The organism is Streptomyces sp. CNZ287 (assembly GCF_007827615.1).
Genome location: NZ_VISV01000027.1, coordinates 46,337 through 72,051, shown reverse-complemented (window position 1 = coordinate 72,051; position 25,715 = coordinate 46,337). Strand labels below are relative to the sequence as shown.

The window sequence follows — 25,715 nt, the reverse complement described above, 5'->3', positions numbered from 1 at the left end:
CGGACACCCTCTACAAGTACATGAACGGCCAAGCCTCCCTCTGGGACGTCGCCTTCGCCGCCCTCGACTGCATCCCCGGCATGAAGGGCCTCACCTCTCTCGCGAAGCTGGGCAAGATGGCCGGGGGGCTGAAGGCACTCGCCAAGACCGGCCTGAAGGGCATGACCGCGGCCGTCAAGGGCCTGGCGCAGGGAATGCGGAAGGGCGCCCGGGGCATCAAAGGGCTGTTCACCTGCGGCGATCCGATCGACATCGCTTCCGGCGACATGGTCATGTCGGAGACCGACGTGTCGCTGCCCGGAGTCCTCCCGCTGGTCCTGGAGCGGCATCACCGCACCAGCGTGCGTACCGGCCGGTGGTTCGGCCGCAGTTGGGCCTCGACGCTCGACCAGCGGCTGCGCCTCGACGACACGGGGGTGCGGTACGTCGCCGATGACGGGATGGTCCTGCACTACCCGGTGCCCGAGCCGGACGCCGCCGTCCTGCCCGTCGAAGGCCCGCGGTGGCCCCTCACGTGGGACAGTTCGCCCGGAGGGCTGATCACGGTGGCCCGCCCTGACACGCAGGTGACCGCGCACTTCCGGCCGGTGCCTGGGGGCGAGTCCGGTGACCTGCCGCTGTGCGCGCTCACCGACCGCAACGGCAACCGCATCACCGTCGCCTACGACGACGGCGCCGCTCCCACCGCGGTCGTGCACGAGGGCGGCTACGCGGTCGACGTCACCACCGCCGGCGGCCGGATCACTGCCCTGCGCCTGCGCGACGCCCCGGACGCCCCCGCACTCGTCCGGTTCGGCTACGACGACGGCGGCGATCTCACTGAGGTAGTGAACTCCTCGGGCCACCCGCTCACGTACACGTACGACGACCGCCACCGGATCACGGGATGGCGGGACCGGATCGGGTACTGGTACGCGTACGAGTACGACGACCGCGGGCGCTGCACGGCGGCCCGGGGGACGGGCGGGTTCCTCGACTACTCCTACGCGTACGACGACGATGCCCGGCTGACCACGGTGACGAACTCGCTGGGCAAGGTGAGCCGCCACCAGTTCAACGACGCCTATCAACTCGTCGCCGAGACCGACCCGCTGGGGAACGTGACCAGGCGGGAGTGGGACCGCTACGACCGCCTCGTCAGGCTGACGGATCCGCTCGGGCGCAGCACGTCGTACGCCCACGACGACGACGGCAACGTCATCGAGGTCACCCACCCCGACGGGAGTGTCGCCCGCGCGACCTACGCGGGCCCCGGGCTGCCGGAGCGGATCGTCGAGGCCGACGGCAGCGAATGGCGGTACGCGTACGACGGCGCCGGGAACGTCGTCTCCGAGACCGACCCGCTCGCCGCGGTCTCGACCTCCGAGTACCACCCCTCGGGTGCCCTGCGGCTCGTCACGGACGCCCTGGGGCACCGTCGGCACGTCGAGGTGAACGGACTGGGTATGCCGGTCCGGATCACGGACGCCGAGGGCAACGTGACGGCTGTCGAGTACGATCCCTTCGGCCGGATCAGCGCGGTCACCGAGCCGGGCGGCGCCCGTACGGAGACCGCGTGGACCCCGGAGGGCCTGCCCGCCCGGCGGCGCTGGGCCACGGGGGAGACCGAGGAGTGGGCGTACGACGCCGAGGGCAACCTGGTCGAGCACGTGGACGCGAATGGGGCCAGGACCCGCATGGAGATCGGGCCGTTCGGGATCACCACCGCCGTGACTGACCACCTCGGCGAGCGGACCGTGATCGAGTACGACACGGAGACCGCGCTGCGGCGGGTCGTCAACCCGCTCGGGCAGTCGTGGGAGTACCGGTACGACGCCGCGGCCCGGCTGGTCGGCGAGACGGACTACAACGGCCGGTCGCTCGCCTACCGTTACAACGCCGCCGGGGAGGTCGTCGCTCACGTCAACGGCGCCGGGCAGCGGACGGAGTTCGTCAGGGACGCCAACGGCGCTACCGTCGAGAAGCGCGCCCACGACGGTGTGAGCCGCTTCGGCTACGACGCCGCCGGGCGCCTCGTCCGCGCGTCGAACCGGCACGCCGAGATCGCTTTCGTGTACGACCCGTGCGGGCGCCTGCTGGCGGAGGAGTGCAACGGCCGTGCGGTGACCAGTACTTACGACGCGCTGGGCCGGCGACTGCGCCGCGTGACCCCCTCGGGCGCCGCCTCCGACTGGTCGTGGACTCCCGTGGGCCGGGTCGCGGCGCTCACCACCGCGGGGACGACCGTCGCGTTCCGCCGCGACGCCCCCGGCAACGAGATCGAGCGGCGCGTCGGCCCGGAGGCCGTGCTCCGGCAGGTCTGGGACCAGGGCAGGCGGCTCGTGTCGCAGACGCTGGTACAGGGCGGCGGCACCCGGCAGCGGGACTTCCGCTACCGGGGAGCGGGCCGGATGACCGGTGCGGGCGCGGCCGAGATGACGCTGGACGGCCTGGGCCGGGTCACCGCGCTCACCTCGGCGGAGCACAGCGAGCGCTACGCGTACGACCCGCTGGGCAATCTCACCGCGGTCGAGATCCGCGCCGGTGACCGGCTCTCCGAGTCCGGGGACGACGACACCTCCCTCACGTACTCCGGCACGCTGCTGCGCAGTGCGGGACGCCGCAGGTACGAGCACGACGGCCAGGGCCGACTGGTACGCAAGAGCGTGCGCACGCTGTCGGGCAAGCTCAGGGAGTGGGCGTACAAGTGGGATGCCGAGGACCGGCTTCTCGCGCTTACCTGCCCCGACGGGGCCGTGTGGGAGTACGCGTACGATCCGCTCGGCCGCCGGATCGGCAAACGCCGCCGGGAGGGCTCGGCGACCACCCGGGAGACCGTCTTCGCCTGGGACGGCTCGCGCCTGGCCGAGGAGACCTCGGACGGCCGGGTGACGACCTGGGACTGGGAACCCGGGTCGGACCGGCCGCTCACCCAGGTCGAAGGGCCCGAGGAACCCGGGCGGGAACCCGGCCGGGAACTCGGGCAGGAGGAGGTGGACCGACGCTTCTACGCCATTGTCACCGACCTCGCCGGCACCCCCACCTCGCTGCTGGACCGCGAGGGCGCGGTCGCGTGGGAACGGCGGGCGACTCTGTGGGGCCGGCCCCTGGCCGGGGGCTCCGACGGCGGGCCGGCCCCGGCGGTGCACTGCCCGCTCGACTTCCCCGGGCAGTACCGCGACGCGGAGTCCGGGCTCCACTACAACAACCAGCGCTACTACGACCCCGAGACCTCGCGCTACCTCAGCCCCGACCCTCTCGGTCTCGACCCGGCCCCGAACCACCACGGCTACGTCGGAAATCCGCTCACCGAGATCGATCCACTCGGCCTCACGCCGTGCAAGGTCGTCGTCCGCCACTTCACCACCAAGGACAGCTACCAGAGGATCATGAGCGGTGGCGGGAAGGACGCCATTCTCCTCAAGGCCAGTGCCCCGGCGAAAGGACACCCGACCGGTGTCTACGTGACCCCGATGAGCCCGGCGGACATCCTGAAGAAGCCGGGCGGCTTCAAGTCGTTCCTCGGCCTCACCAAGGAAAAGTCGGAGTACCTGATCGAGTTCGAGATGGACAAGGCCCTCTTCAAGGCGATCAGGGGGGATCGGGGCAAGCACGTATGGTACAGCCCAGGTGATCTCAATATCCCCAAGAGCGCGATCTCCTATCACGGACCCACCTCTGGCTGGGCCCCGTAGGACACCACCGCAACAGGAGCAACCGTGGACCTGACCGGATACCCCACCGACTTCGTCGCGGACCTCGGCTTTCCCGGGGCCGCGCGGAGGTTCCTGGAGCGGCGGGCGCGGCACTGGCCGCGGCTCTTTCTGAACGGGGCACCTCTGGACGACACGGCGCTGGGCGGTTGGCAACTGCCTGAGGAGCCGGACGCGTCCGAGTCGAACATCCTCGGCTTCGCCCGTGACGTCGCGATGGAGCAGCACTGGGAGGACGAGGGGTACGCGCTGGACGAAACCGGCGAGGGGCCGTTCGCCCTCTTCTACTCGCGCTACGGCAGGCCGCTGACGGCCGGCGCGATCACCGGTGTCTCCGGCGTACCGGAGCAGGTCGCCGAGTCCGTCGAGTCGATCGGCCTCATGCTGAGCGGCTTCTTCGTGGTCAGCCTCCTCACCCCGGACGACCCGGCCACCGACCCCTTCTCCGGGACCGTCCTCCGCGACCTGCGCGAGAGCTTCGCGGAGTGACGCCGACGGCGGGAGCAGAAAGTCCGGCCGGATCGTGACGGAAGAATTCACGACGGACCTCGACGAAGGAATGCTGGAGTATTTCCGGGACATCGCCGATGTCATGGTGCGGCGCATCGGCATGTCACGGGCCGAGGCGGTGGCCCGGATCAACAGGGCGTACGGCGGCATGGACATCGGGCCGTACCCCGACCTCATGTGCCACGAACTGCCCGGATTCCGGGCCCACGGCCTCTGCTACGCGGGGGACGTGCCGTACCGGGGGCCGGACGCGGATCCCGCCGGATGGGAGGTCCGCGAGGCGCCGCCGCTCGGCGGGCCGGAGTGGACGCTGCCGGAGGGGTGAGCCTTCGGACGGCCTTTCGGGGGTCAGAGGCGGTCGTGCAGGAGGCGGGACAGTTCCACGCGGCGGGTTTTCAGGGTCGCCGTGCGGGGGAGTTCGTCGAGCGGGAGGTGGACGGGCGCGCCGAGTTGGGGGTAGTCGGCCGTCGCCGCCTGCCAGCGGGCGGGGGCCAGGGGCTCGTCGTCGCGGGTGCAGAGCACGGGGACCGGTTCCGCGTCGGGGCCCTGGACGACGACGAGTTCGACGAGTTCGTCGAGGCGGTCCAGGACGGCGTCCTCGATCTCCAGGCTGGAGCCGACGCCGGGGATGGTGTCGATCTCGCGGTCGAGCATGTGCAGGCAGCCCGCGCGGGTGCGGTAGCCGACGTCACCGGTGCGCCACCAGCCGTCGTGGACGTTCTCGTCGTAGCGCTCCTGTTCGCCGTGGTACGTCTTGGCGATGCCGTCCCAGCGGACCTCGATGAACCCCGGGTTCGTCGCGGAGACCCGCCGGTCGTTCCTGGGGACGACGCGGACCCGGGCGCTGCCCGGCAGCGGGAAGCCGACGCAGCGGCCGTCCATGCGGTGGGTGTCGCGGCGGAAGTAGGGGCGGCCCACGGCGGGGCCGACCTCGGACTGGCCGTAGATCTGGAAGAACTGCGGCGCGCGGCGGCGGGAGGCGTCGAGGAGGCGGCGTACGGTGCGCGGGTGGATGGCGTCGAAGGTGGAGGAGAAGTACTTCACGGACGCGAGGGGCCGGCGCGGGTCGTCGGCCAGGCCCTCCCAGGCGAGGAACGAGTTGGGCAGCGCCTCGATGAGGCCGGGCCGGTTCTTCAGGAAGAACGTCGCGACGGCCGCCGGCTCGTGGTTGTTGAGCAGCAGCGTCGGCATGCCCTTCATGAGCACCAGCGACATCGCCGCGAACAGCCGCGAGTGCACGAACGGCACGCTGACCGCGACCGTCTCGCGGCGGCGCAGCAGCGCGAGCATGACGAGCTGCGGGCGCAGCCGGGCGCGCATGGTGCGCGGGGTGTGGACGACCAGCTTCGGTACGCCCGTGGTGCCCGAGGTGTGCGTGATCATCGCGGGCTCGTCCAGCCCCTGGTACACCGGCGGTACGGGCGGGGAGCCGGCGAGCCGGGCCAGCGACGCGACGCCGCGTCCCGCGCCCGCCACGCCGATCACGGAGGTGGCCAGCTCGTCGAGGGGCAGGCCGGCCAGCTCGGCGAGCTTCGGGCCGTCGGTGAGGAGGTGGGGGCGGTGCGGGCCGTGCAGCCGCCTGAGGAGGGCGGCGACCGTGGGCGCGGGCAGGGCGGGGGAGAGCAGGACGGGGATCGCGCCGAGCCGGGCGGCGGCGGTGGCGAGCAGCCAGGCGTCGAAGTTGGCCCGCTTGTAGACGACGACGTGCTCCCCGGCCCGTACGCCCGCCGCCGCCAGCCGGTTCGCCAGGTCGGCGGCGAAGACCGCCACTTCGGCGACCGTCAGCCGGCGGCCGGCCTCGGGGAGGGCGTCGAGGTCGTGGTCGAGGGTGAGCAGGGTGGCGCCGTGCTTCGCCGCGGCGCGCTCCGGCACCGTACCCAGATAGAGGCCGCGCTTGTGGTTCGGAATCCGGCTCATAAGCCCTCCACCCAGACCGGCGTCACGTTCTGTTACGCGGGGGCGGCGGGCCGCCCGGGGTCGCGCGCCGACAGTGTGGGGCGGCCGGCTTGGCCGCCACCAGGGGACGACTTGGCGTCTACTTGGGTATTCGTCACGGGAAAGGCGACATACAAGACACGCCCGACCTCTCGGGCGCCCGGGTCGGGGTGTGAGGCCGTGTTTGATTATCTGTTCGAATCCGATCGTCCGCCGCCGCGGGCTCCGGCGGCGGCTCCGGAGCCCCCGCGGCCCGGCACGAGGTAACCCTACGTGACGGGCCCGGGGGCGGCCGGGTGCGCTCAGGTGGGCAGGACGCAGCCGGTGGACGCCGTCGCGAACGGCTCGCCCGACGCCGTGAGCGCGCCGGTATCGGCGTCCACGGTGAACACGCCGATGGTGCGGCCCCGTTCGTTGGCCGAGTAGAGCAGCGCCCCGTCCGGCGAGAGCGTGATGTGCCGCGGCCAGTTGCCGCCGCAGGGCACCGTGTCCACGAGGCGCAGCGCGGCGCCGCCGTCCTCGACGGCGAGGCGGGCGACGCTGTCGTGGCCCCGGTTGGAGAGGTAGACGAAGCGGCCGTCCGCCGAAATGGTGATCTCCGCGGGGTAGTTGCCGTCCGGGTCCACACCGTCGGGGAGGGTCGGCAGGCTCGCCAGCCGGGTCAGCGCACCGGTCGCCGCGTCGTGGGCGTACGCGGTGACGGTGCTGTCCAGCTCGTTGGCCACGTACGCGTGCGTGCCCCGCGGGTGGAAGACCATGTGCCGCGGCCCGGCGCCCGGCACGGACTTCACCTCCGACACCGCCGACAGCGCGCCGCTGCCGGTGTCGAGTGCGTACGTGTAGACGGAGTCGGTGCCCAGGTCCACGGCGTAGACGAAGCCGCCGGCGGGGTCGGTGACGATCTGGTGGGCGTGCGGGCCCTCCTGGCGGTCCGGGTCGGGTCCGGAACCGGAGTGCTGGACGAAGCCGGTGCGCTCGCCGACGCTGCCGTCCGCCTCGATGGCGTGCGCGGCGACGCTGCCGCTGCTGTAGTTGGCGCTGAGCAGATACCCGCCGCCGGGGTGCACCGACAGGTGCGTGACGCCGGCGCCGCCGGTGGACTGCACGCCGCCGAGCGCGCTGAGCGCGCCGTCCGCGCCGATGGCGTACGCCCGTACTCCGCCCTCGGCGCCGCCGCCGACGGTGGAGTAGAGGACCCCGCCGGCGGGGGAGAGGGCGAGGAAGTCGGGGTTGGTGACGTCGCCGAAGCCGCCGTCGGCGGCGGCGAGGGCGCCGGTTTCGGTGTCGTAGGTGCAGGCGAGGATGCCCTGGCCGTAGGTGCCGAGGTAGAGGGGGCGGCGGGCGAGGGGGCGGGCGGTCCGCGGCGGGCCGGCGTGGGCGGTGCCGGTGCCCGCCGTGCTGATGCCCGCGGTGCCGAGTGCGCCTATGCCCGCGGCGCCGCGGAGGACGGCACGGCGTGTGGGACGGGACGGCATGGAGACCTCCAGTGGGGGATGGAGTGACGTGGGGCGGCATGTCCCGGCCATGAGCATGCCGGGATGCCCGGGGCGGGTCAACGGCGCCCGGGGCCGTTGCGCCGGGGCAGCGCGCCGGGGCCGACGCCCCGGCGGGGAACGCCCGTTCCGTACCGCTCCCTCCCCCGGGTGATCACCAGCTCCCGGCGCCCGCCGCCTCCGCCGCGATCGTCGTCGACTCGCCGTGCCCGGTCCGTACCACCGTCTCCGGCGGCAGCGTGAGCAGCCGCGCGCGGATCGACGCCTCGATGGTCGGACGGTCGGAGTACGAGCGTCCGGTGGCGCCCGGGCCGCCGTGGAAGAGGGTGTCGCCGGTGAAGACGGTGCCCAGCTCCGGTCCGTAGAGGCAGACGGCACCCGGAGCGTGGCCGGGGGTGTGCAGGACCGTCAGCTCCGTGCCCGCGACGGCCAGCGTCTGGCCGTCGGCGAGGGCGGCGTCCGGGGCGCGGTCGGGGTGGGTCATCTCCCACAGCACCCGGTCGTCGGGGTGGAGCAGCACCGGCGCGCCGGTCCTGGCGGCCAGGGCGGGGGCGGCGTCGATGTGGTCGTCGTGCGCGTGGGTGCAGACGATCGCGGTGACGCGGCGGTCGCCGACGGCGGCGGCGATGGCGTCGGAGTCGTGGGCGGCGTCGATGACGAGGGCCTCGGTGTCGTCGCCGACGATCCACACGTTGTTGTCGACGTCCCAGGTGCCGCCGTCGAGCGAGAAGGTACCGGAGGTGACCAGGTGGTCGATGCGGGCGCGGCTCACAGGACCACCACCGAGCGGAGCACGTCGCCGGCCTGCATCCGGGCGAAGGCGGCCTCCACGCCGTCGAGTCCGATGGTCTCGGAGACGAAGGCGTCGAGGTCGAGGCGGCCCTGCCGGTAGAGGTCGATGAGCATGGGGAAGTCGCGGGACGGCAGGCAGTCGCCGTACCAGGAGGACTTCAGCGCGCCGCCGCGGCCGAAGACGTCGAGCAGTGGCAACTCCAGCTTCATCTCGGGCGTGGGCACGCCGACGAGGACGACGGTGCCGGCGAGGTCGCGGGCGTAGAACGCCTGCTTGTACGTCTCCGGGCGGCCGACCGCCTCGATGACGACGTCGGCGCCGTGGCCGCCGGTGAGGTCCCGTACCGCCTCGACGGGATCGGCGGCGCGGGCGTCGACGGTGTGGGTGGCGCCGAGGCGGGTCGCGGTGGTCAGCTTCCGCTCGTCCACATCGATCGCGATGATCTTCCCGGCGCCCGCGAGCCGCGCCCCCATGACGGCGGCTCCGCCGACGCCGCCGCAGCCGATGACGGCGACGGAGTCGCCGCGGCCGACGTCGCCGGTGTTGAGCGCGGCGCCGAGGCCGGCCATCACGCCGCAGCCGAGCAGCCCGGCCGCGGCGGGGGACGCCTCGGGATCGACCTTCGTGCACTGGCCGGCGGCGACGAGGGTCTTCTCCGCGAACGCGCCGATGCCCAGCGCGGGCGACAGCTCGGTGCCGTCCTGGAGGGTCATCTTCTGCGTGGCGTTGTGGGTGTCGAAGCAGTACCAGGGCCGGCCCCGCTCACACGCCCGGCACCGGCCGCACACGGCACGCCAGTTGAGGATCACGAAGTCGCCGGGCGCCACCTCGGTGACGCCGTCGCCGACGGACTCCACGATGCCGGCCGCCTCGTGGCCGAGGAGGAAGGGGAAGTCGTCGTTGATGCCGCCCTCGCGGTAATGCAGATCGGTATGGCACACCCCGCACGCCTGCACCGTCACCACCGCCTCCCCGGGCCCGGGGTCGGGCACGACGACGGTGACGATCTCCACCGGCTCGTTCTTCGCACGCGCGACGACGGCTCGTACGTCCTGGGGCACGGGGCGCTCCTCTCGTGGCGGGGCTCATACAGTACGTCGCCGACCTCTCCGGAGGGGCGAGGCGGGCGTCAGCGGGGCGAACGGAAGACGCCGCCTACCGGACGAGCCCGACGAACTCCCCCTGGTCCCCGGCCAGCAGCCCGCCGGCCCGCTCCAGGGGGACGAAGAAGCACCGGTAGACCATCCCCCGGTCCTCGTCGCCGCTGACGGCGGCGTGCATCCAGTCGTCCCGGGTCTCGGCGGTCTCCGCCTGGAAGCAGACGGTGATCTGCGGCTGCCCGGTATGAGGATGCGGACTCTGCTGCACGGCCGGCGCCGCCCCCAACGTCACCCCCGCCATGCCGGTCTCCTCGTCGATCTCCCGCAACACGGCCTCGGTGAGCAGTTCCCCGCCCTCCACCCCCCCGGCCGGCACCTGGGTCCCCGCCTCCGGATGGTCCCGGTGATCGAACACCGGCAACTCCGGCCCGCCCGGGCGCCGGCGGATCACGCGGGCGGCAGTCCTGACACGAGCGGCGTACATCGGGAACCTCCGGTCGGAGACCAGTCCGGAGCCGGCTTACGGCGCGGCGGCCGACCGGGTGTGTGAGCATGGGCAGATGGTGGCCGGGCTTCGTGTCGACGCGTCGGTCCTCATCCCCGAGGACGAGTTGCGGTGGGAGCTTCCCGCCGATCCCGCGGTCGGCCGGGCCGATCCCACCCTGGGCGGCTTCTGCACCGTCCTCACCGTCGACACGACCGCCTGCGCCGCCCTGGATGCGCGGCAGCGGCAGCGGATCCGTGAGCGGGTCGCGCGGTTCCGGCGCAGCGGGGACGTCGTCGTGGCGAACGTCGACGGCGTCATCACCGTGACCGTCGACTGGATCGTCGGCCCTCCGGAGTCCGGGCACCTCGCCCGGGAACATCTGGCCGCGGTGCTGCGCGACGCCCTCTGATCCGGGCGGGCTCAGGTGAGGACTTCCAGCTTCAGCCCGTCGATCCGGCTCCTCTCCGCGGTGAGGCCGATGCTCGTGATCAGGCCGCCCACGATGCCGAACCTGAACACCACCAGCGGGCGGTCGTCGCGGATCCAGACGGCGCCCACCGCGCCGTCGACCAGGGCGAGCTTCGCGCCGCCCGCGCGGCCGAAGAGGAACCGGCCCGCGGCCACCGAGCCGAACGCCTCCTCGGGGGCGCCCAGCCGTACCGCGGGGGTGTCGGCGCGCAGGACGACGTCGGGGTCGAGGACGCCGAGGAGGGCTTCGAAGTCGCCGCCGCGGGAGGCCAGCAGGAAGGCGGAGACGACCTCGCGGCTGCGCTTGGCGTCGGCCGCGGGCGGCGTCGCCGCGCCCTGGATGCGGCGGCGCGCGCGGCTGGCGAGCTGCCGGGCCGCCCCCGGCGAGCGCTCGATGATCCGGCCGATCTCGTCGAACGGTACGTCGAAGAGGTCGTGGAGGACGAAGGAGAGCCGTTCCGCGGGGCCGAGCGTGTCCAGAAGGACGATCAGGGCCAGTCCGACCGAGTCGGTGAGGAGGGCTTCCCGCTCGGGATCCGGTGCCTCCCGGCGGTCCCGTTCCGGCTCGTGGACCTGCTCGTCGGTGAGGTCCTCGCGCCGCGACTGACGGGCGCGCAGCATGCTGAGGCAGACCCGTGTCACCACGGTGGTCAGCCAGGCGTCGAGGTTGCGCACCTGGTCGGTGTCCGCGCGGCAGAGCCGCAGCCACGCCTCCTGGACCGCGTCCTCCGCGTCGCCGGACGAGCCGAGCATGCGATAGGCGATTGCCTGCAGGCGCGGTCTGCGGACCTCGAACAACTCCGCCTGCAACTGCTGCGCGTTCACTGTCACATGTCCCTCCCGGCGCGCGTCATGGTAGTGACCCGCGCGAAGCCCGGCGGTATGAACAGCAACATACGGGATATTCCGAGCTTATGGGTATTTCTGCCCCATACCGGACCGCTCTACGCTGCTGCGCATGAGGCGAAGCCCTGTGGAACTGGTGATCTTCGACTGCGACGGCGTGCTCGTGGACGGCGAGCGGATATGCGTCAAGGTCGACGCGGTCGTCATGGCGGACCTGGGATGCGCCTTCACCGAAGCCGAAATGGCCGAGCTGTTCGTCGGCTCGTCCGTCGAGGTCTACACGGCGGTCGTCGAGGAACGGCTCGGACGGCGGCTGGAAAAGGGCTGGCACCGGCAATACGACCACCTCTACCGGGCGGCGCTCGAAGAACAACTGACCGCGGTCGACGGCATTCCGGAAGTCCTCGACGGACTCACCACGGGCTTCTGCGTCGCGTCGAACGGTGACCACGCCGCCATCCGGCGCAGCCTGACGACCACCGGTCTCCTCCGCCATTTCGAGAACCGCATATTCAGCGCGGCCGACGTTCCGCGCGGCAAGCCCGCTCCCGACCTCTTCCGGCACGCCGCCCGCGCCATGGGCGTGCCGCCCGACCGCTGCGCGGTGGTCGAGGACAGCGCCTACGGCGTGCGGGCGGCCCGGGCCGCGGGGATGCGGGCTTTCGGCTACTGCGGCGGGCTCACGCCGGCGGCGCGGCTGGCGGGGCCCGGCACGGTCGTGTTCGACGAGATGCGGGACCTGCCCGCGCTGCTGGCGGACTGACCGCGGGGGCGGAGCGGCGCAGGCTTCGTTGCGGCCCCGACTTCCCGTACGTACCGGGGCGTTGACCCAGGGCGGCAGGAGGCTTACGTTGACAGAGCACAGTCAGAAAGCGCTTTCTTCTCGATCTCAGGAGAACCACTGTGCCCACCCCCCACCGCCGCATCTCCCTCCGGGCCGCCCTCGTCGCAGCCGCCGCCGGCTGCCTCCTCACCGCCGCCCCCGCCTCCGCACCCGCTGCCACGACCCCGCCGGCCCCGGCCGCCGAACGCCTCGTCCTCTTCGACGGCACCGGCACCGAAGGCTGGAGCCAGGCCGGGCCCGGCGGGTTCACGCTCGCCGACGGCGCGCTCACCTCGTACGGCGGCCTCGGCCTCATCTGGTACTCCGGCCGGGAGTTCGGCACGCGCTACCACCTGACCCTCGACTGGCGCATGGCCGGTGACGACAACTCCGGTGTCCACCTCGGCTTTCCCGCCGGCGACGACCCCGCCATCCGCAACAGCGGCTTCGAGGTCCAGATCGACGCGACCGACTCCCCCGACCGCACCACCGGCGCGGTGTACGGGTTCCAGTCGCCCGACATCGCCGCCCGCGACGCCGCGCTCCGGCCGCCCGGCGAGTGGAACACCTACGACCTGCGGGTCGACGGCGACCGGCTCACCGTGGAGCTCAACGGCGTGCGGATCAACGACTACACCGACACCGTCCCCGAACGCCGGCTCGGGCCCGGCCACATCGGGTTGCAGAACCACGGGACCGGGGACGAGGTCTCGTTCCGGAACATCGTGATCGAGGTCTATGGCAAGTGACGAGCAGGCGGGGACCGTCGTCCCGCCGCACCGCCTCCACCGTTGGGAGCCCCATGAGCCGCACGATCAAACCCCTGTCCCTCGTCGCCGCGCTCACCGTCCTGCCGGCCTTACTGGTGGCGACGCCCTCCGCCGTGGCCGCGCCCGAGCCCACCGGCACGAGCGCGCCGAACGCGGCCGGGTTCACCCGCACCGCGCTGGTCGACTCCGACCTCGCCGACCCGTTCGAGCTGGCCGTCACGCCCGACGGGCGCGTGCTGTACGCGCAGCGCACCGGTGAGCTGAAGATCATCGACCAGGAGACGCGGGAGGTCACCACCGCGTACGACTTCGACTATCCGCTGGAGTTCACCACCCAGTCCGACGGGCTGATCGGGCTCACGCTCGACCCCGCGTTCGCGCAGAACCACCGGCTGTACGTCATGCACTCCGACAAGGCCGAGAAGAAGGTCAACATCTCCCGGTTCACCCTCAAGGGCGACCGGCTCGACCCCGCCTCGCAGAAGGTGCTGCTGTCCATTCCCACCTGGCGCGGCGAGGGCCGCGCCAACGTGCACATGGGCGGCTCGCTGGCCTTCGACAGCAAGGGCAACCTGTACGCCGCCACCGGCGACAACACCGACCCCTTCGAGTCGGACGGCTTCACCCCGACCGACGAGCGCGCCGGCCGGCACGCCTGGGACGCCCAGGCCACCGCCGCCAACACCAACGACCTGCGCGGCAAGGTGCTCCGCATCAAGCCCACCAAGGGCGGCACGTACACCGTGCCGAAGGGCAACCTCTTCCGGAAGGGCGAGAAGAAGACCCGGCCGGAGATCTACGCGATGGGCTTCCGCAACCCCTTCCGCATCTCCGTCGACCCCGCGACCGACGCGCTGATGGTCGGCGACTACGGCCCGGACTCCGGCACGGCGAACGAGAACCGCGGCCCGGCGGGCATCGTCGAGTACAACCTCATCTCCCAGGCCGGCAACATGGGCTGGCCGTACTGCGTCGGCAACAACATCCCGTTCAACGACTACGACTTCGCCACCGGCACCTCCGGCGGGAAGTTCGACTGCGCCGCGCCCGTGAACAACTCGCCGAACAACACGGGCAGGACGCAGTTGCCGCCGGCCACCGCCGCGCAGGTCTGGTATTCGTACGCGGCCTCCGCCGAGTTCCCGCAGCTCGGCTCCGGCGGCGGCGGCCCGATGGGCGGCCCGGCGTACGACTTCGACCCGGACCTCGACAGCGCGACGAAGTTCCCCGAGGCGTACGACGGCAAGTGGTTCAACTACGAGCTGACCCGCAAGTGGTTCAAGACGTTCTCGTACGCGGACGGCAAGCTGGAGTCGATCGATCCGGTGTTCGAGGGCATGGGCTGGATCCAGCCCTTCGACGCCGAGTTCGGCCCTGACGGCTCGCTGTACGTCATCGACTTCGGAGCGGGCAGCGGCGTCGGCCGCGGGAGCACCAACACGGACGCCGGTATCTACCGCATCGACTACGCCGCGGGCGCAGCCGACTAGGCGGCACGGCACGGGCGCAGCCCGTGGCCGTTGGCCGACGGGGTGCCGCCGGGCGATTCTCTCCCCGCCCGGCGGCACCCCTGGCCGCCCCCGGCCGTCCCGGGGACGGCCGTACGGGACGTCCCCGGGACGGCCCGTACGCGACTCCGGCGGTCCCGGGGGACAGCCGTACGCGACCGGCCCCCCGGGTGTGCCGGACCTGCTACTCCAGCACCGCTATGTCCAGCTCCTCCAGCCGTGCCGGCTCGCCCGTCAGCTCGATCGCCGTGATCCTGCCGTCCTCCAGGGTGAAGCCGAACGCCACGATCGTGCGCGCCTTCGCCTGCCACACGGCGCCCACGGCCCCGTCGACCAGCGCGAGCCGCGCCCCCTGCGCACCGCCGGAGAAGATCCTCGCCACCCCCTCGGCCCCGTGCGTCGCCTCCGCCGCGCCTATGCTCACCGCGGTGGCGTCGGCCCGCATCGCGACGTCCGGCGCGAGCAGCGCCAGCAGCCGGTCGAACTCGCCCTTGCGGGCGGCGGTGAGGAACGCGCTCACGACTTTGTGCTGACGCCGCAGGTCGGGCAGCGGCGACGCGCCCTGGACGCGGCGGCGGGCCCGGCTGGCGAGCTGCCGCGTGGCCGCCGGGCTGCGCTCGATGACCGCGGCGATGTCGGAGAACGGCACGGCGAACATGTCGTGCAGCACGAAGGCCAGCCGCTCGTCCGGCTCCAGCGTGTCCAGCACGACCAGCAGCGCCTTGCCCACCGAGTCGGCGAGCATCGCCGCCTGCTCCGGGTCGGCGGCCTCGTCGGCCGGGGCGGCGGGCGGTGGGTCGGCGTGCTGGTCGAGCAGTTCCTCGAAGAGTTCCTCGCGCCGGGTACGGGCCCGCAGGATGTCCAGGCAGACGCGGCCGACGACGGTGGTGAGCCAGGCGTCGAGGTTCTCGACGGCCGCCACGTCGGCGCGCTGCAGCCTGATCCACGCCTCCTGCACCGCGTCCTCGGCCTCCTCCGCGGAGCCGAGCATGCGGTGGGCCACGGCCTGGAGCCGCGGGCGCTTCTCCTCGAACCTGCCGGCCAGCAGTTCGCTCTCGTACATGGCCACCATCATCCTCCTTGCGGTGCGGCCGCGCGGCGGGACGCTGTCACACCCTCCCGCCGGCAGACGTCGTAGCAGTGTGCCCGCCGGAATCCGGCGGCACGCAATTTCCATGAGGAGTGATATTCCATGCAGCCGCGAATGCAGAATCCGGCCATGATTCTCGATGCCATGCAGCCCGTCGGGGACATTTACAAGGCCGCCTTTTCCGGCGGGGTACCGAAAACCACGCTCGACCTGGTGCACCTGCGCGCCAGCCAGATCAACGGGTGCAGCTCGTGCGTCGACTCCGGCGCCCGTAACGCCCGCAAGAGCGGCGAGACCGACGAGCGGCTCGCCAGCGTCGCCGCCTGGCGCGACGCACCGTATTTCACCGACGAGGAGCGCGCCGCGCTGGCGCTGACGGAGGCCACGACGCGGATGGCCGACCGCAGCGACCCGGTGCCCGACGCCATCTGGGACGAGGCCGCCAAGCACTACGACGAGAAGGGCCTCGCGGCCCTCGTGCTGACGATCGCCGTGACCAACCTGTTCAACCGGCTCAACGCGACCACCAAGCAGGTGCCGCAGGACTGGAGTTCCTGACCGGGGCTTCGCACACCGGCCCGGTCCGCGGGCGGCGGTCCGGGGCGGCTGCGGTCCGGGGCGGCGGACAGCGGTCCCGTCCTCGGGGATACCCCGCGCTAGCGGTTCGGCTCCTCGACGAGCGTGGCGGCGCGGGGGTCGGGGTGCGGGGCGGGGAGGATGCCGGCGCCGTGGAGGTGGCGGCGGGCGGCGGCGACGGCGCCGGGGGTCGTGGCGTACTCGCGGCCCTCGGCCCGTAGCAGATCCAGCGCGCCCACGGAGTCGAGCGCCCGGCGGTGCTCGGGGCGGATGCCGGAGGTGAGGACGACGATGCCGCGGCGGTCGAGGGTCTCCACCGCGTCCTTGAGGACGAGCGCGCCGGTGGCGTCGATGGTCGAGACCCGGGACATCCGCAGGATCACGACGCGTACGTCGGCGATGTCGGTCAGCTCCAGCAGGAAGCGGTGCGCGCCGGCGAAGAACAGGGGCCCTTCGAGGCGGTACTTGACGATGTGCTCGGCGAGCAGGGAGTGCTCCTCGTCGGTGTGGTCGCCGGGCAGGTGGGCCTTGAAGGAGACCTGGTCGAGCCGCGCCTGCCGGGCCACGTCGCGCAGCGCGAGGGCACCGGCGACGAGCAGGCCGATGATCACGGCGTAGACGAGGTCGAGGGCGAGGGTGGCGCCGGCGGTCAGCACGAGCACGGCGGCGTCGGAGCGGGTGGCCCGCGCCATCGCCCGCAGCGAGGCGACCTCGACCATGCGCGCGGCGGTGGCGAGCAGCACCCCGGCGAGGGCGGCGAGGGGGATCTTCGACACGAGCGGCGCGGCGGCGAAGACGATGACGGCGAGGACGGCGGCGTGGGTGAGGGACGCGAGCCGGGAACGGGCGCCGGTACGGACGTTGACAGCGGTACGGGCGATGGCGCCGGTGGCGGGTACGCCGCCGAAGAGGGGGGCGGCGATGTTGGCCAGGCCCTGGCCGAAGAGCTCTTTGTCGGGGTCGTGGTGCTGGGGGGCGGGGGCGGTCTTCGCCTTCTGGCTCGTCTGGCTCGCCTGGCCCGTCTGAGCTGCGTGGCTCGCCTGTGCGGTGGCCATGCCGTCTGCGACCTGCGCCGAGAGCAGCGACTCCAGCGCGGCGAGCGCGGCCACGGCGACGGCGGGGGCGAGGAGCGTACCGAGGTCGCCCACGTCGAGGAAGCCGAGGGAGGGGGCCGGCAGGCCGGCGGGCAGCTCGCCGATCGGCTTCGCGTCCGTGAGGTGGAACGCCTGCGCGGCGAGGGTGGCGGCGATGACGGCGACGACGGAGAAGGGGACGGTGGGCCGCCAGCGCGCCCCGGCGAGCATGATGGTGACGACGGCGGCGGTGAGGGCGACGGCGGTCCAGTTGGGGGCCGCGGCGAACTCCTCCAGCGCGCGCCAGGTGACGACGAGGACGCGCTCGCCTTCGGGCTTCTCGACGCCGAGGGCGTTGGGCATCTGCTGCAGTGCGATCACGCACGCGATGCCGAGGGTGAACCCCTCGACGACGGGGGCCGGTACGTACCGCATGTACCGCCCCGCCCGCGCCACCGCCAGGCCGACGAGCATCACCCCCGCGAGCAGCCCCACGGCGAGCACACCGCCGGGCCCGTACTGGGCGACGATGGGCACCAGCACGACGGTCATGGCCCCGGTCGGCCCGGAGACCTGGAGGCTGGACCCTCCGAAGAACGCCGCCACCGCCCCGGCCACGACGGCGGTCGCGAGCCCGGCCTCCGCCCCGAGCCCGGAGGAGACCCCGAAGCCGAGCGCGAGCGGGAGCGCGACGATCGCGACGGTCAGCCCGGCGAGCAGATCCCGCCGCGGCTCGCGCCCCATGTCCCCGAGGTCGGCGCGCGCGGGCAGCAGCGTACGAACCGGGCGCCAGACCCGGAGGAGGAATGCGTTCACCGTGCCTCGGCCTCGGCTTCCCGCAGCTCGGCGAGGAGTTCGTTCTGCCCGGCGAGCATCTCGGTGAGGATCCGCCGCGCGGCGCGCATCAACTCGGCGACGTCACCGCCGGCGAGGGCGTAGATGACGGTGGACCCTTCGCGGGTGGCGGTGACGATGCCGGAGCGGCGGAGGACGGCGAGCTGCTGGGAGAGGGCGGGGGCTTCGATGCCGCCGATCTCGGTGAGGAGATCGCGGACGGCCATGGGGCGGTCTTGGAGGAGTTCGAGCACGCGGATGCGGACGGGGTGGCCGAGCATGCGGAACAGGTCGGCTTTGGCTTGGTAGAGCGGGACCTGCACGTGAGTCGACTCCAAGTGATCGGGTGGCGACTACATGATGTAGGAAATTGCAGAGTATTGCAATTTGAGAAGCTGGGGCAGGGCGGGGGCAGGGGCAGGGGCGGGTAGGGGCCTGGGGGTGTGGGGTCTGATTTTCCCCTCACACCCGCCCAAGGGTATGCGGCTGCTCTGACAGTGCGGGGGCGGTGGGGCGTTGAGTGGTACGTCGTGGCGGTGGGGCGGGCCGGGTGCGGGGGTGCGGTGTCGGGGTGGCGGTGCTTCGTTGGGGGTGCCGGCGTACGGGGGTGCCGGCGAGGGGAGTAGCGGTGTCGTAAGGGCTCCCCCCGGGCCACCCCGCTTGTGAGTGTGCGGGCCTCCGCCCGGTGTCAAGGGCGCTCCTCTCCGCTTCGCTGCGAGGAGCGTCGCTGCGCGATGGGGCTTCGCCCCACCCCTGACACCGGACTCCGGCCCGTAACAGACCGGCGGCTCAGGGTGGCCCGGAGGGAGCGGGCACCCTCCGACGGGGGCTACGGATGCCGTGCCCGGTGGACGGGGGCGGGCATCGGTGCCGGGCCGGGCCCCGAGCGCCGATCCCCCCGGCGGACGGAGGGACGGGCTGCCGGATGCCGGGGTCTTCCCCGATGGCCGACCCTCCCAGCGGACAGGGCGGCGGGCTGCCGGGCACCGGGTCTTCCCCGAGCGCCGATGCCCCCCGGCGGACGGGGGCCGGGCCGTCGGACTCCGGGTCTGTCCCGATCGCCGATCTCCCCGGCAGGCGGGGGGCGAAGGCCGGGGGTGGGCTGCACTTCCTCGCCGCTCGCCCCGGCGGACGGGGCGGCCCCATGGCTCCGGGCTCGGTCCGGTCGCCGATCCCTCCGGCAGGCGGAGGCCCGGGGCGGTGCCGGCGGAAGCCGGCCGGGGCTCCGCGCGCGGGTGTCGTTGGGCGAAAGCCGGGCTCCGGGGGCCGATTCGGCCCGTATCCGGGGGTGTTACCGCAGGTTACGACAGAATCTCTCCGCCGGGGCGTGCGGGCGGTGGCTGCCTGGCCTCGGAGGGGCTGCGTGCGCGTCTGTGGGCGAAAGTCCGGCTTCCTAGGTGGCTTGTCCCGGTTTAGCGGGGGTGCTGCTGCGAGTTACGGCCCGATCCGCCCCGGCCTCGGCGCCCTACGCCGACTCCCGTACCACCAGGTCCGGTTCGAAGATCACCGATCTCGGGCTCGCCCCCGGCGAGTCCAGTGCCGTCAGCAGCAGGCTCACCATCTCGCCCGCCATCTCCTCCACCGGCTGCCGCACCGTCGTCAGCTCCGGGCGCGTCGACGTCGCCGCGCTGCTGTCGTCGAAGCCGATCACCGCCACGTCCTCCGGGACCCTTCTGCCCTGCTCGCGCAGGACCTGCACCGCCGCTCGCGCCATCAGGTCGTTCGCCGCGAAGACACCGTCCAGGTCCGGGTGTTCCCGCAGCAGGCGGGTCATCGACTGCTCGCCGCTCGCCGCCGTGAAGTTGCCCTCCGCGCACGGGACGTACGCGTGGCCGTGGCGGGCCATCGCCTGGTTGAAGCCGTCGAGTCGCTCCTGGCCCGCCAGTACGTCCAGGGGGCCGCATATCGTCACCGGGCGGCGGCAGCCGCGGGCGAGGAGGTGTTCCGCGGCCAGGCGGGCGCCGTCGCGGTGGGCCAGGTCCACGTAGCCGGCCGGGACCGGGCGGGCCGGGCGCGCGAACAGCACCGTCGCGACGCCCGCGGCCGTCAGCATGCCCGGCAGCGGGTCCTCGCCGTGGGTGGAGACCAGCAGCGCCCCGTCCGCGATGCCCTGGCGCAGGTGCGCGACGACCTGTTCGCGGGCCTCCGTCGTCTCGGCGAGCATCAGCATCGGGTGCATGCCCCGCGGGCGCAGCGCGCCCATCACGCCGTCGACCACGCGGCCGAAGAACGGGTCGGAGAAGACGTAGCGCCGGTACGCGGCCTCGTCGCCGCCCTCGCCCGCGCCGGAGATCACCAGGCCCACCGCGCCGGTGCGCCGGGTGACGAGGGAGCGGGCCGCGCTGTTGGGTGCGTACCCGGTCGTGCGGACCGCGGCGCGGACGGTCTCCTGGATCGCCGGGTCGACGTTCCGGGTGCCGTTGATCACGCGCGAGACCGTGGCCCGGGACACTCCGGCGACCCGGGCCACGTCCTCCAGCGTCGGCGGTCGGCCCATACGCGCCTTTATAGCACGCGCCGGAAACCGCTCTCCAACACCTGATCGATCAGCGGTACACGCCGAACTCGTAGAGCGAGTACCCGTATCCGGTGCCCCGCGCGGTGCCGTTCATCCGCACGTAGCGGCCGGTGCCCGAGACCTCCAGGTCGTCGATCCCGCCATTGCCCGCGGTGGTCTCGTACACCGTCCGCCAGTCCTGCCCGTCGTCGGAGACCTGGATCGCGTACGACCTGGCGAACGCGGCCTCCCACGCGAGCTGGACGTGCGTGAACGTCGTCCGCTCGCCGAGGTCGACGCTCAGCCACTGCGGGTCGGCCCACGCGCTGGCCCAGCGGGTCGTGTAACTGCCGTCGGTGGCGTCGCCGGCCTCGCAGGGGCAGCCGCCGTAGGCGTCGGTCTGCTCGGTGGACGCCGTGGACGGCTTCCCCCGGGCGACGTTGGTGCCGTCGACCGGCGGCGGGACGACCTTCACCGACAGCGTCTCGATGCCGACGTTGCCCCTGCCGTCCGTCGCGCGCAGGTACACTTTCCACACGCCGAGCCGGTCCGGCGCCGTCACCGCGAACGTCCCCGCGCTCGTCTGCCGGAACTGCGCCGGCCGCAGCGCCTTGTCCTGGTCGACGTAGTTGCTGTTGACGAGCACCCCGTACGTCAGCGCGTCCCCGTCCGGGTCGGCGATGTCCGCGGAGAGCGTGAACTCCCTGCCCGCGGGCACCGCGCCCGCGTCCCCGACGCGCAGGCCGGAGATCACCGGCGGGGTGTTGTCGCCGCCCGTGTCGCGCCCGTACGCCTCCTTGACCGCGTAGTACGACAGCCGCCGCTGCTTGTCCGGGGTGAGGTTGAACCACACGCCGCCGAAGTCGTTCTCGACGCCGTAGTGGAAGAGGGTGGCGCCGAGCGCGACGCCGCGGTGGCCCGTCACGCAGTCCCACGCGCGCCCGTAGCCCTCGGCCTTGGCGACGTCGGACGGCTCCGTCGGCACGCCGTTGGCGTCGTCCTCGACCTCCCACTCGCCCGGCGGGCCGCCCTCGGTGACGATGTACGGCTTGTCGTAGCCGCCTGCCTCCCAGGCGGCGCGCACGTCGCAGACGGCGGCGTACGCGTTGACGGCGTACAGGTCGAGGTCGGGGGCGTTGCGCTGGTAGTACGGCCAGGCGCCGACCCAGGCGTCGGTGGAGGTCACGGGGTGGTTCGGGTCGACCTGGTGGATGCGCTCGGCGACGTCGTTCACGAAGCCGGTGTACGCGTCGCGCTGGCGCTCCAGTTCGGCCCCCTGGTAGCAGTTCTGCAGGCCGAGGACCGACTCGTTGCCGACGTTCCACATCAGCACCCCGGGGTGGTCGCGGTACGTGTCGACCCAGCGGGGGAACTCGGCCAGCATGTCGTTCTTGTACGCGGTGTCCGCGACGTAGTCGACGCAGCCGCCGCTGCCCGGGCCGCCGCCGGGCTGGAGCCAGAAGCCCGCGATGACCTTGACGCCGTTGGCGGCGGCGGCGTCGAGGAGCGGGCGGGTGGTGGCGTCGGTGCCCCAGGTACGTACCGTGTTGGCGCCCAGGGACGCGACGTCCGGCATGTACGAGGCGGCTTCGGCGACGGGCGGGCCCCAGGTCAGGCCCTTGACGGTGTACGGCTGGCCGTCGACGGTGAGTTGCCACGCGCCTGGCGGGCCGGTGACTTTGACGACGCTCCCGGCGGCGGCTTCGGGGGCGGGGGCGGTCACGGAGGCGGGCTCCGGGGCCGGCTGTACGGCGGCGGCCGGGAGCGCGGTCGTCAGGCCGGCCAGCAGCGCGCCTGCGGCCAGGACGGCGGGCAGTGCGGCGGGCAGGCCCCTGGCGCGCCGGGGTCTCGCCGCGCCGGGGGGTGCGGGGGGTCGGGGGTGCATGGGAAGGGATCCTCCAGCGGTGGGGGTCAGGGAAGCTCGTAGTTCTCGTCGAGGGCGGCGCCCGCTTCGGGGTGGGTCTCGTCGTAGCCGCGCGCGTTGCACTGGAGCGCGCCGACGACGCAGTGGTCGACGAGCGCCCCGAGGGTGGCGTCGTCCCAGACGTTGATGAAGTCGTAGTGGAAGGAGTAGCCGCGGCCGCTGGAGAGCGCGATCCGTGACATGTCTCCGTTGACCGGAAACGCCATCTTGAACTCGATCATCGGCAGCGCCACCGGGTGGCTCTGCGGGCAGACGTTGTTGTTCGTACCGGCCTTGACCACGGGATACGCCATGTGGCTCTTGTGGTCGGGGGTGTCCAGGTAGCGGCCGTCCCAGCAACTGGGCGCCTGCATCCGGATGTTGAGCTGGGTGTCCCGGGTGCCGGGGCAGGTGGCGGGGAAGTCGACGTTGAAGTAGCTCTCGCCGCACTCCCAGCCCTCCACGAAGCCCGGGTGGTCGCGGAACTCCTCGGCGCTCTGCAGCGGGCTGCCGACGACGAAGCGCAGGCCCTTGGGGAACGGGCGGACGCTGGTGTAGTCGGTGACGCCGGCCTTGTAGTAGATGACCTGCTCGCCGACCGGCAGCACGGGCTGGCCGCCGTCGAGGACGGTGGGCATCCAGTAGCCGGACTTGTCGCCGGGCGCCTTGCACTCGGTGCCGCCGGCGTCCAGCGAGGCGGTGGTGCTGTGGGCGTCGGTGGTGTCGTTGCCCATGAAGGTGTGGTCGTGGGACTTGCCGGGCTGGCCGGGGTAGACGATCGGGTCGTCCGGCTTGGTGTGGGTGACCGAGCAGTTGGCCTGGAACTCGTGGAAGTAGCGGTGCGGCGGCTCCTTGTCGGACGGTACGACGCCGGTGACGGGCGGTTCCGCGGGGATGTAGCCGTCGCCGTCGGGGTCGTCGCCGGAGGCGACGGGGCGGGGCTGGGCGTGGGCGGCGTGCACCGCGTGGGCGGCCTGGGCCGGGTCGCCGGTGCTGCCGTCTGCCGTGGCCGTGCGGGCGCGGGCCTTCTCGCCGGTGGCGGCGATGGCGCCGAGTGCGGTGACGCACAGGGCCAGGGCCAGGGCCGGCAGGAGTACGGCGTAGAGCCGTGATCTCCTCATCGGGGGCCTCCTGGGGGTGGGGGAGGAGAGCGGGAGAGCGCTCTCCCATTGGCCTGGATGGTTACGCTCCGGAGAACGGTCGTCAAGAGAGCCGGCACGGACGCATGGGCCGATACGCGGGAACACGCCAAATGCCGGACCAGATACGGCAGTTGGGCGCGTGGTTGGGGGTGAGTACGGGATGATTCGGCGATGGTGCGCCGGTACGGGCCGTACGCCTCGTACGTCATGGCGTTTCCCGTACGTCCGGCGCGCGCCCGGGAGTGCCCGCGCGCGTACGCCGTCGTCCGCCTGCTCTCGCGCCCCCGCGCCCCCCGTCCGTACCATGCACCGGTGCCGGACTCCGACCTGACGCCGTACTGGAACACCAACGTCGCCCGCCACCCGGGCATCCTGCGCGCCGTCCCGGAGGGCTGCCGCGACGCGCTCGACGTCGGCTGCGGCGACGGCCTCCTCGCGCGCAAGCTCGTCGCGCGGGCCGAGCGCGTCACGGGCATCGACAACTCCCCGGAGATGATCGCCACTGCCCGCGAACAGGCCGCGGACCGGCCCGGAATCGACTTCGTCGCGGGCGACTTCCTCACCGCCGACCTGCCCGCCGCCGGCTACGACTTCATCTGCTCGGTCTCCGCCGTGCACCAGATGGACTTCACCGCCGCCCTCGCCCGCATGCGCGAACTGCTGCGCCCCGGCGGCGTCCTCGTGGTCGTCGGCCTCGCCCGCGAGGAGAGCGCCGGCGACTGGGCCGTCACGGTCGCCGCCGCGCCCGTCGTCCGCGCCGCGAAGGTGCTGCGGCGCGCCTCCTTCCCCACCGGCATGCCGTTCATCAGCCCGCACATGAGCTACGGCGAGGTCCGCGCCGAGGCCCGCCACGTACTCCCCGGCGTGCGCTACCGCCGCCACGTCCTGCGCCGCTACAGCCTCACCTGGCACGCCCCCTGACCGGCCGCCGCCCGGCGGTCCCCGACCGGACCCGCCCCGCCTCACCCCGCCCACGTGCGGGTTCACCTGCCCGTCATGGTGCGCGGTCTACGCCCCCGGCCGCCGGGCTCCTAGGCTGATCAGCATGCCGACCCACCGCATCAGCGCGCCCCTGCCCGCCTTCGACCCCGCGCAGGCGGAGGTCGTCATGCTGCCCGAGGCCCCCGAAGCCGGGTACTGGACCGGCTGCCCCGGGGTGCTGTACGAGCCCGAGCAGGGGCGGTGGCTGATGACGTACCGGCGACGGCGGCCGCGGGGGCACCCGGGCGGCGAACGCGGCTGGCGGTGCGCGGTCGCCGTGAGCGAGGACGGGGTGGACTTCACCGACATGTGGAGCGTGGAGAGCAGGCAGCTGGGCACCGACTCGATGGAGCGCTTCAGCCTGCTGCCCACCCCCGGCGGCTATCAGCTCTACCTCAGCTACGTCGACCCCGCCGACTCCCGCTGGCGGATCGACGTCGTCGACGCCGCCGCGCCCGACGCCTTCGACCTCGCCGGGGCCCGCCCCGCGCTCACCGCCGCCGGCACCGGCACCGAGGGCGTGAAGGACCCGTACACGCTCCGGCACGGCCCGGTGACCTACCTCTTCGCGAGCTACGCGGCCGCCGGGATCGCCGCCGCAGACGCCGACCGCGCGCACGCCACCGCCGACGTCTTCAACACCGGCGTCACCACCCACCCCACGGGTCTCGCCCTCTCCCTCGACGGCGGCGCGACCTTCGCCTGGCAGGGCGAGGCGATGCCCACCGGCAGCGGCTGGGACGCGTACCAGACCCGGCTCAACTCCGCCGTCCCGCTCGGCCCGGGGGCCGGCTGGCTCGGCTTCTACGACGGCATCGCCTCCCACGAGCAGAACTACGAGGAGAACTGCGGCCTCGCGGTCTCGTACGACCTGCGCACCTGGCACCGGCTCAGCACCGAGGGGCCGTGGGCGGCCGTCCCGTACGGCACGGGCTCGGTGCGCTACGTCGACGCGGTGGTGGCCGAGGGCACGTGGCACCTCTACTTCGAGGCCGCGCGCCCGGACGGGGCGCACGAACTGCGGCTGGCGCGCGTGCCGGTGGGCTGAGCGGGGGTGCGGGTCCGCGGTCGGGCGGGAGCCCGGTCCGCGGTCGGGCCGCGGGCTGTCTCCCCGGTCCGGCTCCGGTCCCTGGCTGAGCCACGGGGCCGGTCTGTGGCTGAGCCACGGGGCCGGTCAGTGGCTGAGCCACGGGG

Annotated in this window: 20 protein-coding genes and 2 pseudogenes; 10 read left to right on the top strand and 12 right to left on the bottom strand. The window is 73.0% G+C overall.

Annotated features, from left to right (window positions below; all coding sequences use genetic code 11):
* Nucleotides 1-20: 20 nt before the first annotated feature.
* The 3 genes from FB457_RS32825 to FB457_RS32815 are packed head-to-tail and all read left to right on the top strand — an operon-like array spanning nt 21 to nt 4,527.
* Nucleotides 21-3,674, top strand: coding sequence for a DUF6531 domain-containing protein (locus FB457_RS32825; RefSeq protein WP_145784233.1), 3,654 nt, complete (start codon nt 21-23; stop codon nt 3,672-3,674).
* A gap of 24 nt (nt 3,675-3,698) precedes the next feature.
* The gene (locus FB457_RS32820; RefSeq protein WP_145784231.1) at nt 3,699-4,181 is read left to right on the top strand and encodes a hypothetical protein; all 483 of its coding nucleotides are present in this window, start codon (nt 3,699-3,701) and stop codon (nt 4,179-4,181) included.
* Between the two features lie 34 nt (nt 4,182-4,215).
* Complete coding sequence (locus FB457_RS32815; RefSeq protein WP_047015641.1) at nt 4,216-4,527, top strand: hypothetical protein; 312 nt, start codon at nt 4,216-4,218, stop codon at nt 4,525-4,527.
* A 23-nt stretch (nt 4,528-4,550) separates the two neighbouring features.
* Here the strand turns inward: FB457_RS32815 and FB457_RS32810 are convergent, their stop codons facing one another.
* From FB457_RS32810 to FB457_RS32790, 5 genes are all read right to left on the bottom strand, one after another.
* Complete coding sequence (locus FB457_RS32810) at nt 4,551-6,119, bottom strand: AMP-binding protein (protein WP_145784230.1); 1,569 nt, start codon at nt 6,117-6,119, stop codon at nt 4,551-4,553.
* A gap of 320 nt (nt 6,120-6,439) precedes the next feature.
* Nucleotides 6,440-7,612, bottom strand: coding sequence for a lactonase family protein (locus FB457_RS32805; RefSeq protein ID WP_047015639.1), 1,173 nt, complete (start codon nt 7,610-7,612; stop codon nt 6,440-6,442).
* Between the two features lie 172 nt (nt 7,613-7,784).
* Entirely contained in the window at nt 7,785-8,402 is a 618-nt protein-coding gene (locus FB457_RS32800) for an MBL fold metallo-hydrolase (RefSeq protein WP_047015638.1), read from the bottom strand.
* Entirely contained in the window at nt 8,399-9,484 is a 1,086-nt protein-coding gene (locus FB457_RS32795; protein WP_047015637.1) for an S-(hydroxymethyl)mycothiol dehydrogenase, read from the bottom strand. Before FB457_RS32795 ends, FB457_RS32800 begins: the two co-directional genes overlap by 4 nt.
* Nucleotides 9,485-9,578: 94 nt before the next feature.
* Nucleotides 9,579-10,007 carry an NUDIX domain-containing protein gene (locus FB457_RS32790; protein ID WP_145784228.1) on the bottom strand — a complete coding sequence of 143 codons (429 nt, stop codon included), beginning with the start codon at nt 10,005-10,007 and terminating at the stop codon, nt 9,579-9,581.
* 76 nt (nt 10,008-10,083) lie between these two features.
* On the opposite strand from FB457_RS32790, the gene FB457_RS32785 reads away from it, so the two are divergent.
* Nucleotides 10,084-10,419 carry a hypothetical protein gene (locus FB457_RS32785; protein ID WP_047015635.1) on the top strand — a complete coding sequence of 112 codons (336 nt, stop codon included), beginning with the start codon at nt 10,084-10,086 and terminating at the stop codon, nt 10,417-10,419.
* 11 nt (nt 10,420-10,430) lie between these two features.
* On the opposite strand, the gene FB457_RS32780 is transcribed toward FB457_RS32785, so the two are convergent.
* Nucleotides 10,431-11,309 carry a sigma-70 family RNA polymerase sigma factor gene (locus FB457_RS32780; protein ID WP_367648426.1) on the bottom strand — a complete coding sequence of 293 codons (879 nt, stop codon included), beginning with the start codon at nt 11,307-11,309 and terminating at the stop codon, nt 10,431-10,433.
* A gap of 127 nt (nt 11,310-11,436) precedes the next feature.
* Between FB457_RS32780 and FB457_RS32775 the strand changes: the two genes are divergently transcribed.
* The 3 genes and pseudogenes from FB457_RS32775 to FB457_RS32765 all read left to right on the top strand — a co-directional run.
* Nucleotides 11,437-12,087 (top strand): HAD family hydrolase, encoded by a 651-nt coding sequence (locus FB457_RS32775; RefSeq protein WP_173534830.1) that lies wholly within the window; start codon nt 11,437-11,439, stop codon nt 12,085-12,087.
* Nucleotides 12,088-12,362: 275 nt separating this feature from the next.
* A pseudogene (locus FB457_RS32770) lies at nt 12,363-12,896 on the top strand (3-keto-disaccharide hydrolase); the annotation flags it as partial.
* Between the two features lie 182 nt (nt 12,897-13,078).
* Nucleotides 13,079-14,386: pseudogene (locus FB457_RS32765) on the top strand (PQQ-dependent sugar dehydrogenase); the annotation flags it as partial.
* A gap of 223 nt (nt 14,387-14,609) precedes the next feature.
* Here FB457_RS32765 and FB457_RS32760 read toward each other — a convergent pair.
* Nucleotides 14,610-15,497 carry a sigma-70 family RNA polymerase sigma factor gene (locus tag FB457_RS32760; protein WP_078898207.1) on the bottom strand — a complete coding sequence of 296 codons (888 nt, stop codon included), beginning with the start codon at nt 15,495-15,497 and terminating at the stop codon, nt 14,610-14,612.
* 120 nt (nt 15,498-15,617) lie between these two features.
* Here FB457_RS32760 and FB457_RS32755 point away from each other — a divergent pair, with 120 nt between their 5' ends.
* Complete coding sequence (locus FB457_RS32755; RefSeq protein ID WP_047015631.1) at nt 15,618-16,073, top strand: carboxymuconolactone decarboxylase family protein; 456 nt, start codon at nt 15,618-15,620, stop codon at nt 16,071-16,073.
* Between the two features lie 98 nt (nt 16,074-16,171).
* Here FB457_RS32755 and FB457_RS32750 read toward each other — a convergent pair whose 3' ends face one another.
* The 5 genes from FB457_RS32750 to FB457_RS32730 all read right to left on the bottom strand — a co-directional run bounded on the left by FB457_RS32750 (nt 16,172) and on the right by FB457_RS32730 (nt 23,519).
* Entirely contained in the window at nt 16,172-17,908 is a 1,737-nt protein-coding gene (locus FB457_RS32750) for a SulP family inorganic anion transporter (RefSeq protein ID WP_486589224.1), read from the bottom strand.
* Between the two features lie 68 nt (nt 17,909-17,976).
* Nucleotides 17,977-18,321, bottom strand: a complete 345-nt coding sequence (locus FB457_RS32745) for an ArsR/SmtB family transcription factor (protein WP_047015629.1) — start codon at nt 18,319-18,321, stop codon at nt 17,977-17,979.
* Nucleotides 18,322-19,463: 1,142 nt separating this feature from the next.
* Nucleotides 19,464-20,495: a LacI family DNA-binding transcriptional regulator gene (locus FB457_RS32740; protein WP_047015628.1), complete on the bottom strand. Its 1,032-nt coding sequence runs from the start codon at nt 20,493-20,495 to the stop codon at nt 19,464-19,466.
* Nucleotides 20,496-20,544: 49 nt separating this feature from the next.
* Nucleotides 20,545-22,380 (bottom strand): discoidin domain-containing protein, encoded by a 1,836-nt coding sequence (locus tag FB457_RS32735; protein ID WP_145784222.1) that lies wholly within the window; start codon nt 22,378-22,380, stop codon nt 20,545-20,547.
* 26 nt (nt 22,381-22,406) lie between these two features.
* Entirely contained in the window at nt 22,407-23,519 is a 1,113-nt protein-coding gene (locus FB457_RS32730; protein WP_145784220.1) for a DUF1996 domain-containing protein, read from the bottom strand.
* Nucleotides 23,520-23,852: 333 nt separating this feature from the next.
* Here FB457_RS32730 and FB457_RS32725 point away from each other — a divergent pair, with 333 nt between their 5' ends.
* Both FB457_RS32725 and FB457_RS32720 read left to right on the top strand, forming a co-directional pair.
* Nucleotides 23,853-24,461, top strand: coding sequence for a class I SAM-dependent methyltransferase (locus FB457_RS32725; RefSeq protein WP_047019872.1), 609 nt, complete (start codon nt 23,853-23,855; stop codon nt 24,459-24,461).
* A 124-nt stretch (nt 24,462-24,585) separates the two neighbouring features.
* Complete coding sequence (locus FB457_RS32720; protein WP_047015625.1) at nt 24,586-25,569, top strand: glycoside hydrolase family protein; 984 nt, start codon at nt 24,586-24,588, stop codon at nt 25,567-25,569.
* The last annotated feature ends 146 nt before the right edge of the window (nt 25,570-25,715 follow it).

What these genes read in the sequence shown, in the direction of transcription:
- FB457_RS32825 (WP_145784233.1), top strand. Translation starts at nt 21, where the DNA reads ATGAACGGCCAAGCCTCCCTCTGGGACGTCGCCTTCGCCGCCCTCGAC.
- FB457_RS32810 (WP_145784230.1), bottom strand. Translation starts at nt 6,119, where the DNA reads ATGAGCCGGATTCCGAACCACAAGCGCGGCCTCTATCTGGGTACGGTG.
- FB457_RS32805 (WP_047015639.1), bottom strand. Translation starts at nt 7,612, where the DNA reads ATGCCGTCCCGTCCCACACGCCGTGCCGTCCTCCGCGGCGCCGCGGGC.
- FB457_RS32790 (WP_145784228.1), bottom strand. Translation starts at nt 10,007, where the DNA reads ATGTACGCCGCTCGTGTCAGGACTGCCGCCCGCGTGATCCGCCGGCGC.
- FB457_RS32785 (WP_047015635.1), top strand. Translation starts at nt 10,084, where the DNA reads ATGGTGGCCGGGCTTCGTGTCGACGCGTCGGTCCTCATCCCCGAGGAC.
- FB457_RS32775 (WP_173534830.1), top strand. Translation starts at nt 11,437, where the DNA reads ATGAGGCGAAGCCCTGTGGAACTGGTGATCTTCGACTGCGACGGCGTG.
- FB457_RS32760 (WP_078898207.1), bottom strand. Translation starts at nt 15,497, where the DNA reads ATGGTGGCCATGTACGAGAGCGAACTGCTGGCCGGCAGGTTCGAGGAG.
- FB457_RS32755 (WP_047015631.1), top strand. Translation starts at nt 15,618, where the DNA reads ATGCAGCCGCGAATGCAGAATCCGGCCATGATTCTCGATGCCATGCAG.
- FB457_RS32750 (WP_486589224.1), bottom strand. Translation starts at nt 17,908, where the DNA reads ATGGGGCGCGAGCCGCGGCGGGATCTGCTCGCCGGGCTGACCGTCGCG.
- FB457_RS32740 (WP_047015628.1), bottom strand. Translation starts at nt 20,495, where the DNA reads ATGGGCCGACCGCCGACGCTGGAGGACGTGGCCCGGGTCGCCGGAGTG.
- FB457_RS32735 (WP_145784222.1), bottom strand. Translation starts at nt 22,380, where the DNA reads ATGCACCCCCGACCCCCCGCACCCCCCGGCGCGGCGAGACCCCGGCGC.
- FB457_RS32730 (WP_145784220.1), bottom strand. Translation starts at nt 23,519, where the DNA reads ATGAGGAGATCACGGCTCTACGCCGTACTCCTGCCGGCCCTGGCCCTG.
- FB457_RS32720 (WP_047015625.1), top strand. Translation starts at nt 24,586, where the DNA reads ATGCCGACCCACCGCATCAGCGCGCCCCTGCCCGCCTTCGACCCCGCG.